This window comes from Flavobacterium geliluteum, from assembly GCF_017948595.1.
Taxonomy (GTDB): Bacteria; Bacteroidota; Bacteroidia; order Flavobacteriales; family Flavobacteriaceae; genus Flavobacterium; species Flavobacterium flavipigmentatum.
In genome coordinates this window covers 62,247-75,086 of sequence record NZ_JAGFBV010000008.1, presented here as the reverse complement: position 1 = coordinate 75,086, position 12,840 = coordinate 62,247, and the positions used below count along the sequence as shown (strand labels likewise).

14 protein-coding genes are annotated in these 12,840 nt (G+C 30.7%); all 14 read right to left on the bottom strand.

Annotation, left to right across the window (positions count from 1 at the left end):
* Window positions 1-984: a UDP-glucuronic acid decarboxylase family protein gene (locus J3495_RS06840; protein ID WP_210665807.1), complete on the bottom strand. Its 984-nt coding sequence runs from the start codon at window positions 982-984 to the stop codon at window positions 1-3.
* Window positions 985-987: 3 nt separating this feature from the next.
* Window positions 988-2,310 carry a UDP-glucose dehydrogenase family protein gene (locus J3495_RS06835; protein WP_210665806.1) on the bottom strand — a complete coding sequence of 441 codons (1,323 nt, stop codon included), beginning with the start codon at window positions 2,308-2,310 and terminating at the stop codon, window positions 988-990.
* Complete coding sequence (locus J3495_RS06830; protein WP_210665873.1) at window positions 2,307-2,732, bottom strand: adenylyltransferase/cytidyltransferase family protein; 426 nt, start codon at window positions 2,730-2,732, stop codon at window positions 2,307-2,309. The genes J3495_RS06835 and J3495_RS06830 overlap by 4 nt, the downstream gene beginning before the upstream one ends.
* A gap of 67 nt (window positions 2,733-2,799) precedes the next feature.
* Window positions 2,800-3,774, bottom strand: a complete 975-nt coding sequence (locus J3495_RS06825) for a glycosyltransferase (protein ID WP_210665805.1) — start codon at window positions 3,772-3,774, stop codon at window positions 2,800-2,802.
* Complete coding sequence (locus J3495_RS06820) at window positions 3,767-4,903, bottom strand: NAD-dependent epimerase/dehydratase family protein (RefSeq protein ID WP_210665804.1); 1,137 nt, start codon at window positions 4,901-4,903, stop codon at window positions 3,767-3,769. The genes J3495_RS06825 and J3495_RS06820 overlap by 8 nt, the downstream gene beginning before the upstream one ends.
* Before the next feature lie 12 nt (window positions 4,904-4,915).
* Window positions 4,916-5,497 (bottom strand): acyltransferase, encoded by a 582-nt coding sequence (locus J3495_RS06815; protein WP_210665803.1) that lies wholly within the window; start codon window positions 5,495-5,497, stop codon window positions 4,916-4,918.
* Window positions 5,494-6,138, bottom strand: coding sequence for a CatB-related O-acetyltransferase (locus J3495_RS06810; RefSeq protein ID WP_210665802.1), 645 nt, complete (start codon window positions 6,136-6,138; stop codon window positions 5,494-5,496). The genes J3495_RS06815 and J3495_RS06810 overlap by 4 nt, the downstream gene beginning before the upstream one ends.
* 38 nt (window positions 6,139-6,176) lie before the next feature.
* Window positions 6,177-7,727 carry a lipopolysaccharide biosynthesis protein gene (locus J3495_RS06805; protein ID WP_210665801.1) on the bottom strand — a complete coding sequence of 517 codons (1,551 nt, stop codon included), beginning with the start codon at window positions 7,725-7,727 and terminating at the stop codon, window positions 6,177-6,179.
* Between the two features lie 4 nt (window positions 7,728-7,731).
* Window positions 7,732-8,919, bottom strand: coding sequence for a hypothetical protein (locus J3495_RS06800; RefSeq protein WP_210665800.1), 1,188 nt, complete (start codon window positions 8,917-8,919; stop codon window positions 7,732-7,734).
* Window positions 8,920-9,016: 97 nt separating this feature from the next.
* On the bottom strand, window positions 9,017-9,991 hold the full coding sequence (locus tag J3495_RS06795; RefSeq protein ID WP_210665799.1) for a polysaccharide deacetylase family protein: 975 nt from the start codon (window positions 9,989-9,991) through the stop codon (window positions 9,017-9,019).
* A gap of 5 nt (window positions 9,992-9,996) precedes the next feature.
* Window positions 9,997-11,004, bottom strand: a complete 1,008-nt coding sequence (locus J3495_RS06790; RefSeq protein ID WP_210665798.1) for a hypothetical protein — start codon at window positions 11,002-11,004, stop codon at window positions 9,997-9,999.
* Between the two features lie 4 nt (window positions 11,005-11,008).
* Window positions 11,009-11,737, bottom strand: coding sequence for an SDR family NAD(P)-dependent oxidoreductase (locus J3495_RS06785; RefSeq protein ID WP_210665797.1), 729 nt, complete (start codon window positions 11,735-11,737; stop codon window positions 11,009-11,011).
* Window positions 11,730-12,149 (bottom strand): MaoC/PaaZ C-terminal domain-containing protein, encoded by a 420-nt coding sequence (locus J3495_RS06780; RefSeq protein WP_210665796.1) that lies wholly within the window; start codon window positions 12,147-12,149, stop codon window positions 11,730-11,732. Before J3495_RS06780 ends, J3495_RS06785 begins: the two co-directional genes overlap by 8 nt.
* Before the next feature lie 5 nt (window positions 12,150-12,154).
* Window positions 12,155-12,835: a hypothetical protein gene (locus J3495_RS06775; protein ID WP_210665795.1), complete on the bottom strand. Its 681-nt coding sequence runs from the start codon at window positions 12,833-12,835 to the stop codon at window positions 12,155-12,157.
* Window positions 12,836-12,840 lie beyond the last annotated feature (5 nt).

Below are 12,840 nucleotides of genomic sequence, written 5' to 3'. Positions count from 1 at the left end.
TTATTTTCTTAAAAATTCCTTATTTAGTTTCGTTTTTTCTAACTCTTCTTTTGTGAAATTTTTAAAATATTCATATGTTATTTTCAGTCCTTCTTCACGAGAAATTTTAGGTTCCCAATTTAAAAGTAATTGCGCTTTTGATATATCAGGTTGTCTTTGTTTTGGATCATCCTGCGGAAGTGGATGATAAACTATTTTTTGATTCGTTCCGGTCAATTTTATAATTTCTTGAGCAAAATCATTCATTGTAATTTCATTTGGATTTCCAATATTTACAGGATAAACATAATCCGACATCAATAATTTGTAAATACCCTCTATCAAATCATCAACATAACAAAAAGCTCTCGTCTGTGAACCATCTCCAAAAATTGTCAAGTCTTCCCCTCTTAATGCCTGACCAATAAAAGCAGGTAAAACCCTGCCGTCATTTAATCTCATTCTCGGCCCATAAGTATTAAATATTCTAACTATCCGAGTTTCAAGTCCGTGAAAAGTATGATATGCCATAGTAATTGCCTCCTGAAATCTTTTGGCTTCATCATAAACACTTCTGGGTCCAACAGGATTAACATTACCAAAATATTCCTCAGGCTGTGGATGTACTGTGGGATCCCCATATACTTCGGATGTTGAAGCGATCAAAAACCTCGCTTTTTTTTCTTTAGCCAATCCTAACAAATTATGAGTTCCTAACGAACCTACTTTAAGAGTCTGTATTGGTATTTTTAAGTAATCTATTGGACTTGCCGGAGATGCAAAATGTAAAATATAATCCAAATTACCACTAACATGTACAAAATTGGAAACATCATGGTTATAAAACTCAAAATTCTCTAATGGAAATAGGTGTTCTATGTTTTTCAAATCTCCTGTAATAAGATTGTCCATCCCAACAACCTGAAATCCTTCTAAGATAAAACGATCACACAAATGTGAACCCAAAAATCCTGCTGCACCTGTAATTAATATTCTTTTACTCATAATTTAATCATTTCTTGTTCCAATTCCATAATATTCAAACCCTAACTCATTCATTTCTTTACCATCAAATATATTTCTTCCATCAAATACGATTGCATTATTTAGAAGTGTTTTGATTTTATCAAAATTAGGTGAACGAAAATCGGTCCATTCGGTAACAATCATTAATGCATCAGCATTTATTAACGTATCATATTCATTTTTACAATACACAATTTTATCTCCAATGATGTGCCTAGCTTCTTTCATTGCAACTGGATCAAAGGCCTGAACATTACCGCCAGCTTTCAAAATACTATCAACCAAAACTAAAGAAGGAGCTTCCCTCATATCATCCGTATTTGGTTTAAATGAAAGTCCCCACATTGCTATTGTTTTTCCTTCAAGATTTCCTTGAAAACGATTGTTCAATTTATTGAACAAAACTGTTTTCTGATATTCATTAACTGCTTCAACTGCTTGCAAAATCTTCATAGAATAACCATTCTCAGCAGCAGTTTTTATTAGTGCCTTAACATCTTTTGGAAAACAAGAACCGCCATATCCAATTCCAGGATAAATAAATTTATTCCCAATTCGTGCATCGCTGCCAATTCCTTTTCTAACCATATTCACATCAGCACCCATAATTTCACAAAGATTCGCAATATCATTCATAAAACTAATCTTTGTAGCTAACATACTATTGGCAGCGTACTTGGTCATCTCGGCACTTGGCACATCCATAAATATAATTGGATGACCATTAAGCAAAAAAGGTTTGTATAATTTACGCATAACTTCTTCGGCCTGTTTGCTAGAAATTCCAACCACTATTCGATCTGGTTTTAAAAAATCATCGATAGCGGCTCCTTCTTTTAAAAATTCGGGGTTTGATGCAACATCAAATGAAATGTTGAGATTCCGATTCTCCAACTCTTTTTGTATAGCCATTTGTACTTTTTGCGCAGTTCCCACAGGAACAGTACTTTTGGTAACAATTACGCTGTAATTATTCATATACTGTCCTATTTCACTTGCCACGGCGAGAACATATTGCAAATCTGCACTACCATTTTCTCCGGGAGGAGTTCCAACGGCAATAAAAGCTACACCTGCATCAGAAATACTTTGTTTTAATGAAGTCGAAAATTTCAATCTTCCGTTAGAAATATTTTTGATTACTAAAGTTTCAAGTCCTGGTTCAAAAATTGGAAGTATTCCATTATTTAAATTATTTATTTTTTCTGCGTCTATATCAACACAAATTACATCAATTCCTACTTCTGCAAAACACGTACCGGTTACCAATCCAACATAACCTGTACCAACTACAACTATCTTCATGTTTTTTTTAATAATTCTTTATTAGCCACTTCTTCCCTCAATGCACTACTTGAAAACCTATGATCTCTTTTATTAAAGTATAATTCGATACCTTTCTCTTCGCAATAAGTTCTACCGGTAAAATTTTTCTCTCTGTATTCATCTCCAATAATACGAACATCAATTTTGAAAGAGTGGAGAATATCTTCTAAGTCCTGTTCCGTTGCGTAGGGTACAATCTCATCAACATGTATGCAAGCTTTGAGTTGTATATATCGCTCTACTACAGTTTGCGTAGGTCTGTTTTTTTCGGGACGATCAAGTGTAGGATCAGTTTGCAATCCTATAATTAAATAATCACAATGTCTTTTGGCTTCCTCAAGCATTTTGATATGTCCTGCATGCAACAAATCAAATGCACTAAAGGTAATACCTATTTTAATATTATTGGGAAGCATATTGATTTGATTTTAATTTTAAAATGGGGTCGTTCATATGTAAATCCTGCATTCAGACTAATTTATTTGTTTTTACAAAAAAATACTCTAAAACTTGTTTCTTCGCACCAAGAAACAAATAGTATAGGCCTCTTTTTTCTATTTTGTTAATTTCTGGATAGACTGCGGCGAAACACTTTAGCCATGCTTTTTTACTTTCTACGAAATAAGAAAACCAGACCGCTCCTGCACCCATTTTTATTTTATGCACTTGAATTGGTTCTAATTGATTTTTGGATATATGATTATAAAACATTTTATATATCTCTACAATTTGGGTTTTCATTTTTATACTGCTTCTTATCGTAGTTGCATGCTGCCTAAAGTAATTAAGCGGTTGAAACACATAATAAAAATCTGTTTTCTCTGTCAAATCCAACCAAAACTCCCAATCGGCTACAACCAAATATTGATCTGACAGTCCATTGATTTCTTTAAATAAGTCATGTTTGATTAAGGCGGCACTCAAATTTGGAATTACACATGAAAAAGAAAGAAACTCTTTCATTTTATCTGCTTTTATTAATCCACTTTCTTTTACGGCTGTCTTAAAACTTTTTTCCCTTCCATAAAAATCATCAGCAAATATTTCTCCTTTTTCATTGACAAGATTACTTTTAGAAAAAACTACTCCTACAGATGGGTTGCTTTCAAAAATTTTCAGAAGTATTTCAATTTGTGTCGGCTCAGCAAAATCATCACACTGGGCAAAAAGAATATAATCACCTGTGGCAAGCGAAGCTCCAAAATTACTGGCTTTTACATAACTACCAGAGTTTTGAGTCTGCAATTTTAAATTTATATTACTATAATGTTCATATTCTTTAAGAATTTCCTGACTTCCATCAGTAGAACAATCATCAATAATGATAATTTCAATATTAGGATATGTTTGATTTACCAGACTATCTAAAGCCTGTCTTAAATATTCCTGATGATTATAACTAGTAAAAACAATACTTACTAACGGCTGAGTCAATTTATCCATTCAATAAACCTTTTTCTTTTAATTCTCCTAAAGACTTTCTGTAATCAGTCGTGTCTTTAGGAACATCATTTTGTTTTAATGCCCAGTCTATAAAACTGTGCAGTCCATCTTTAAAACTCCACTTTGGTTCAAAACCGACAACTTCCTTAATCAACGTTAAATCGGCAAAATTGTGTCTAATATCGCCTTCTCTAAAAGCTCCTGAAATTTTAATTTCAGATTTACTTTTTAAATAACTTACAATCTCTTGAGCTACTTCAAGAACATTTACAGGTACTCCACTACCAACATTAAGAATATGCTGTCCTTTTTTCTCTAATTTTAGACAAGATATTGTAGCAGCAACCACATCATTAATGTGTACAAAATCTCTACTTTCAAGTCCATCCTCAAAAATATTGATTTCTTCGTTTTGCAAAGCCAAACGTGTAAAAATAGACAATATACCTGTGTATGGATTTTTTAGAGACTGCCCCGGTCCATAAACATTTTGATATCGCAAAGCATACCCATTAATATTCTTCAATTGAGTTGCCAAAATAATCATTTGCTCTTGCACCTGTTTGGTAATCCCATAAAAAGAAGAAGGATGAATTTTGGATGCTTCATCTGTTGCTTCAACTTCTAAATTATGTTTTCCTGATTTAGGACAACATACCTCAAAACTTTCTTTTACATTTTGAAAGGTTCTAGAATTAGGATACACCGTTCCGTACTCTGGAGAATTGTATTTTCCTTCTCCATATATTGACCTTGAAGAAGCAACGATTACGTTTTTTATCTGATGATCTTCATTGATGATATAATCACATAAATTAGCTGTTGCCTGAATGTTAACATTTGTATAATGCGAAACTGCATACATCGATTGTCCTGTACCTGTTTCGGCAGCATAATGTATAACAGCATCTTGCTCTTTAAGTGCATTATAAAGCACCGATTTATCTGCTACGTCTCCTACAATTAATCTTACTTTACCGTTTAAATCCTCTGGCAATACATCTTTATCACCATGAATTTGTGGCAGAAAGTTATCTAAAACTGTAATTTCATACCCTTCTTTAATTAATACTCTGGCTACATTGGAACCTATAAAACCCGCCCCTCCTGTAATTAATACCTTTTTCATTATAAATTATAATTAATTATTTGCATTTACTGAAAGCCATTTTTCAGACTTTAAGTCGTATTTTTTTATCACTTTTGCGGGACTACCTACTGCAATACAATAATCTCCAATATCACTTGTTACAACAGAATTTGCTCCAATAACACTGTTTTTACCAACACTTGCACCTATAATGCATACGTTTTCACCAATCCAGCAACCGGATTGCAAAACTACTTCTCTTTTAAATTTTACAGCCTGATCTTTTATAGGAATATTTATATTTTCATAATCATGAAGATTATCTGATATATAAACATTGTTAGCTACTAATACATCGTTCTCAAAAACTACTTTTCTTACGGATATGACATGGCAATAATCCCCTATAGCACAATTGTCTCCGATTGAAAGTATTGGATTTTCGTTATCAATTTTTAAAGCTAATAACCAGCCTCCTCTTTGGACAACTGAGTTGCGACCAATAGATATGTATTTTTTACCTTGAACTTTTGTAGAAAGGAAAAGCACTGCCCTTATGTTCAACTTTTTATATTTAAAAAAATTAAATATAAAATAGAAAAGATTAGGGATTCTCTTTAAGTACTCTATCATTTTTTTGGCATATTACTTAAAAACTCATTGATATTATTAAATGACTTACAATTCTTTGCAAGCCAATCCTCAGGATAATCCCACCATTCCGATTTTAAAAGCAAATCTATTTCTTTTTCTTCAAATCGATATTTAATTTGCTTTGCCGGAACTCCACCAACAATAACGTAAGGCGCAACATCTTTTGTAACTACTGAACCTGCTGCGATAATTGCCCCGGTTCCAATAGTCACACCGTCCAAAACAATTGCTTTTTCTCCAATCCAAACATCATGGCCAATCGTGGTTTTTTTTGACGAAATCAATAAATCTTTATCACTGAACTTTTTTATAAGTGGTGTATTATTAAGATAAAAAACAGGATGTGTACTCACTCCATCTGTTTTGTGAATTCCAGGACCTAAACTAACACCTGATGCAATAGAACAAAATTTTCCAATATCGGTATTAAATATTGTTGACCTTTTTTGAATATAAGAGTGATCCCCAATACTACAAGAGTCTATCAAAACGTCATTAAAAATAACATTATAATTCCCAAATACTGTATTTGAAATCTTCGCACCTGAGTAAAAAGCACAAGTTGGATATTTTTTTTGAAGCTTTACTAAAGCAAAAGCCTCATTAAAAATTATATACAAACTCATTAAAGATCTTTTGAAAAAAACCAGAAAAATCATTATCTATATTTTTTACTATTACGTTCAGATATTTTATTGAAAATAGGAGCAAATATTGAATTCATACTTTTTCTATACTCAAAGCAGGAAAAATAATAAGCAATAATCGCAAATAAAATTATTATTCCATTGTATATAAAATAAACCAACAAATTTATTTTATTCTTTTCAAGAGGAAGATATGATTTTGTCAGTAATGTTGCTGATACAATAAACAAGATCGGCAATATTGCAGGCGAAACTAATTTCCACAAAAAAGGCCAAAATTTCAATTTCAAAAGTTTTACAATTATATTCAGATAAACAATAGCGACCACAAAAAAAGCAGCAACTTTAAAATCTGCAAAAACCTGTAAACCAATGAATTTAAAAGCTATAAATACACCCAACCAATAAATTATTGGTAAAAGAGCATTAGTAATATACAGCAGTTTTGCGCGCTCATAAGCCATTATCAAAATTCCGGTAGGTGATGATAAAAAACTAAATAAAAAACTTAAAACCAATACCTGGGCAATTGGTACAGAATCGGCATATTGGTTTCCAACCCAGCAAAAAATAAAATTTTTTATAGTTATGGAAACTGCCAAAACTGGAAAAACGGTTAAAGGTAGAGCAAGAACCAAAACTTTGTTAAAGAAAACGTGCAAGCCATTAAAATCTTTTAAACCAACAAAATGATTAAACTTTGCCGTAAAAGGACTGAAAATGATTCCAAAAACGCCTCTAAAATATTCCATTAATGTAAAACCGATTGCAAAAATTGCCAGCTGTTTTGCTCCTAATAGTCTTGAAATCACAAAAGGGTCTAATTCATAATATAAAATCCAGCAAAGAGTAAGAAATATGGAAACAAAGGCCAATTTTTTTGTTTTTTCATATATTTCTTTAGAAAACTTAAAATATCCGAAGAAAAGTTTAAAGTTATATCCAAATCTCTTTTTGGCAAGATACAAACCCAACAAAACAGCTATCAAAGTACATATTTGCGAGAAAAGAAAATAACCAACAATTGGATAGCTTTTATGACTAAAGAAAATCATGGCAAAAACAATTTTTATAGCATTAGCTACTATAAAAATCCTTTGAAAAACGTAATCTCTTAAACGTACAGCAAATATTATTTGAACAATTCTTTGCATAACAAAGACAGGGCAAAATAAAGCTAATATTAAAAGAAGATTACTCGCTATTGATCGTTCTTCAGCATTCGCTAAACTCTTAACCAAGATTTCGGGTTTAAAAGAAAGAAAAAAAACGCCCAAAGCATATACCAGCACAAATACTAAAAAAATGAATCCGGTGAATCCTATTATTTTAATTTCTTGTTTTAAATCTTTGCGGGCATAACACTCCGAAGCAAATTTCATTCCTGCGCCCAAAAATCCAAAATCGGCATAAGACAAAAACATATAGGCCGCCACAATAAGCGTATAAATTCCGTATATAGTTTGATTAGAAGAAAGATAAGGAGTAACTACAAAAATGGCAGCAAAATTAAATAGAATAGAAATGAATTGCCATAAGTAAATTTTCAGGAATTGTTTCATTTCTTTAGTTAGGAGATTGACAGCCTGTTTTCAAAAAGTGTATAAAAATATCTTTCGACAATTGGTCTTCGTTTTTTTTAGAGGTTAAATATTTGTATTTGAAATCGTTGTATTTATTTAAATTTATTAATTCGGGAATATGTATTTTCTCTGCGGAATCCATTGCAATTATAGCTGCACCGCAAGAATTAGCCAATGATTGAGCAACTACTAAAAATTGTGGCAATACCTGATTAAGATAGTCACTAACCAGTAAAACAAAGTTTTTATTATAACAGATAGGAAAGCAAACTGCTGTACTAGCATGTGTTAAAACCAAGGAAGCTTCTTTTACCAGATCATTTGACTGATTAAAAAAAATGGCTCTGTTATTGTATGGGTTAAATTCTTTATATCGTTCTGCTTTAGGATGTGCGGCAATAATCACTTTCATCCCTGTTGCCAATTCTAATCGATCAAAAAAACCATTTACTTCCTTAAAATAAGGTTCTGGTTCTACTGTTTTTATCTTAAAATAGCTAGCATCCGGGTGAAAAGGCAAATATTGGTCTAAAAAAACGATATATTCTTCATTATTTACTGGCAGTAATTTTCTATGAATTAAAAACTGATCATAATCAACTGTATTAACTTCAATTATTTTTGCTTTTTGATAGTCAATCTCATTCCCTATACCAAGTCCAAAATAGCCATACTCTCCCGCTTTAAAAATATAATCATACGATTTTATAACGTTTAATTTTTTAGCAAGTAAGGTAATTTTGTTAGCACAAAAATCTGTAACTCTTTTGAAACTTATAGCCCTAATAATTCTTGTAATTTTAGACCTCTTACCGGGTTCAGCATTACTAGGAAAAACTCCTCTGGCAAATACTCCTAAATTGAGATTAAACTTTGTAAACAGCCTAAATAGTCTAAAAACACGCCCCTCGAAGGTCATTATAGAAATATATAACACATTGTCATTATATTGCTCTTTCAGATAGTGATAGAGTTGCTTGTAGGAAACAATTTTCACAGTACCTGCAAATTCAAAAGCCTCTGTTCTAACTCTATCAGGATAAAACAAAGTAGTTACATCCAAATATTCGACTTGAATATTATTTTCCATCAATTCCTTAAAGTACAAATCCGTATAAATGGCCTTAGTTAAAGGAAAATAACGGATATAAACAACTTTCTTAAATTTCATATTTTATAAAAAAACGCGGGTATTTTGGTATATTAATTACTATAGAAAGAGCAGCAATTTTTTAGACCTATAATTAAATAAAAGAGTATACTTTTATTTAAGATGATTTTTCAAACCACTCATTTGGTATTTCATTTGCATTTTTGGCAATATTATTTGTGTCTAACCTACCCATTAATAAACTTGATTCTACAGATGTATTTGCAAGATTGACTTCTGAAGTAAAAGCTAACTTGCATTTTTTTTCTCTTAATAATTTCTCAACTTCCTTACTATAAGACCCATAAGGATATGCCGCTGTCCAATTGGAGATATCTACGCCCATTTCGTTTAAGAAATCCAATGACAAATCTATTTCTTTTTCAAGTTCTTCAGGCTCCAATCTATTCCACCAAAAATGATTATATCCGTGACATCCTATATGCATGCCTCCATTCAACATTTCCTTAACCTGAGTTTCATTCAAATACAATTCTTTAGCAAATTCATTCTCGTTAACTTCCAAATACTTACTAAACAAAAAATCTACAATTTGCCCTCTAATATCTTCAGCAAGTTCTACTTGTAACAGTCTCTTTATAAAAATAACTTCAGCTGTGTCATGTCTCCACTCAACTGCAAGTTTTTTATAATAATAGTCAAAATCTTGAAGATTATATTCTATTTTATATTTATTAATTAAAAGTTTAATATCAAAAATAATTTTATTTTTATCAGACACTGCCGCCAATATAAAATGTATTTTATTTACATCTAGCATTTTGTGATCTCTAACTGCCTTTACAGGAATATAAAAGCTTCCTTGGACACCATACTCTTGAAGAATTGGAAATACATTATTATAATGATCAACATAGCCATCATCAAAAGTAAGTAAAACCGATTTTGTTGGTAATTTATAATTGTTATAAACACTATCTATTACTTCTTCTGTTGTCACAAAATTGTAATGTTTTTTAAGAAATTTCAATTGTTCCCGAAAGAGTTCCGTTTCAAGCCCTTTAATTTCAGAAAACTGAGAGTTTTTTATTTTTCGTACATAATGGTACATTATTACACTTATATCTTGCATTTTTTTTAATTTGGTCTGTCTTGATCTCCATCTGCTTTAAAAAGCCTCAGGGATTCAATTTTGTTAGTATCAGCAAAAAAATAAATAGGAATATTTTTTAGTAAATAAGGAGAAAAATAATTTGGTATTATTAAGTCTTCCTCAGAAGGATCTATTAGATAAAATCCTGCATTATTTAAAAGGTCTTGATGCAAACCAAAGCAATAAAAATCGGCATACTCATACCCCTTCTTAACTATTAATTCTGAAAAAAAATTACCAAAACTTAATAAACAATTTTCTTCTCCTATAAAATCAACGATTCTCAATACTTTGGACTCATTGTAGGATTGTACTCTTGTTACAATTAGCCCCGAAAGCTTATCATTAAAATAAGCGCCATAAACAGAATATTGATATATAGGATGTTCAAAATATCTTTTGTAAAAATATTTCTTGTTTTTAAAGGGAATATTTTGTCTGTATTCTTCAAAATTAAAATCTGACAAATCAAACTCTCGCTTTACCAATTTAATTTTATAATTTAGATCGAAGGAAACAGAAATATCATCGAAGTCTTTTAATTTATTAACTTTTGCAATCTTAAAATCTTGAATATTTTTATTAATCATTACAAACTGATTAAGTGAATCTGTATAAATTCCCAGATATTTATATATTCCGATTGTTTTTTTATTAATACCAACACTTAAAATTATTCTTACACCTTTTTTTTTTTGTAAAAATTGTAATAATTGAATACCTAATATCGGATTTTGATTGTTTTTAGATACTTTCCAAATTACAGTACAAATATCACTATCTTCCTCTAAAGCACTGGGTATAAAACCAAGTACTCCATTAATTTTCATATTTTCGTCTTTTGAAATAACAAAATTTATTTGATCCTTACTTTTGTGTTCGTATTTAAAAAAATCTTGATTCTTTGCCAAAATATGTCCTTCTTTCCATTCTAAATTAATAAATGACATAATTTCATTAATATCACTTAGCGAAGCTAAAGAAATACTCATATTGTTAGAAATTACTTCCACCTGTAATTGGAATATTAACCCCATTTATATAAGCGGAATCATCTGACATAAGCATCAATATGCTAGGAATAATATCTAAAACATTGGCGTTTCTCTTTAATGGATGTGATTCCGCAGCTAACTCAACTATTCGTTCGTTTATTTGAGATAAAAATTGAGTTTCAACCATTGAAGGTGATATACAATTTACTGTAATTTTTTTATCTGCATATTCAGATGCTAATGCTTTCATTAATCCTAAAAGTGCATATTTTACCGTGGTATATTGGGTTAATGCTTTAGGAGGAACACCTAACACAACACTCGATAAAATAGTTACAACTCTACCTCTTTTTTGCAAAGCCATTTTTGGTAAAAACCGATTTAATATTAAAGTAATTGACCCTAAACTTACATTTATTTCATTTTGAAAATTATTCCAATTAACATCTTTAAATCGTAAATTCTCAAACTTAGGTGCTGCTAAATGTATGATTTTATTAGGCACACCTATTTCAGATTCAATCTTATCAAGCATTTCAATTATACTTTCATTAGAAGAAAAATCAGCTTGTATAGGAACAATCTTGTTTTTAGTCTCTTTTTGCAACTCCACCAATCTTTTATCGTTGCTATTGTAATGAGCTATAATTATACAATCTTCTGTTAGACTTTTAATTAGTGTCTCGCCAATATCTGAAGATGCACCTGTAATAAATATGATATTATCCATTTACTAATCCAATTTTAATTTTTGCTCTTGATATTTTTTCTGAATTTTGATTCAAAATATAGGCTTTTACCTCAATCTGATGAAACATTTCATTTACTGAAGAAACTTCACCAATTACAGTAAGTTTATCTCCAATAAAAACTGGTTTTGTAAACTGCACTTCGATTGAATGTAATAAAGCGAATTTTCCAGGCAAATAAACACCTACTAAAGTTGAGTAAAATGAAGAAGTAAGCATTCCATAAACTACCCGATCAATCATTCCTTTAGACTTTGCATATTCTCCATCTATATGCATTGGATTATTATCTCCCGAAATTTCAAGAAATTTCTCCATTCGGGATTCATCTATTTCGGCTTCAAAAGAATGTTTTAACCCTATTTTAATATCTGAAAATAAATATTCTTGCATCTCACTTAATTATGTTTATTTAACAAATCAAAATTACTAACATTAATTGGCAATACGAATAATCTAGGGCTTTGCCCCATAACAATGCAATTTGAAGGTATTTTTTCATTAACAATAACAGCTCCAACGCCTACAATTACATTGTCTCCAATTTCTGTATCTCCATAAACTGAAGTATTTGCCAGCAAAGTTACAGCGTTTCCAAATCTTGGATGTTTCCAATCCTTTGGCTCCACTCCCTGAATATTATATGGTCCTATATGGACTCCATTATAAATTTTAAAAAGTTCACCATACTTTGCTCTTGAATCCATAACAGTCCCTATACTATGTCCAGGAATAAAATAATCACCGATTTCTGCTGTATAATATAGGTCTGTAGATGTTCTTATTCGTGATGAGTAATAAATTGCTTCTGCTAATAATAAATTTCCGCTATTCTTATAGATATAATTTGCTACTCTATAACAGAATATTAGGTAATGATCTAGAAATTTAAAGTCTATAATACCTTTTCCATCATTAGAGAAAAATTTATTATTTATTCTCGAATGTTGTTCACAAATAGCATTATGCGTTTTTTTAAAGATAGGAAATAATTCATTATCATCTATGGATAGCTCATATGGATAATCATTTGAAACTGTTTTCTTAAATGCAGTATATTCTTTATCTAATACTTCCATAAATA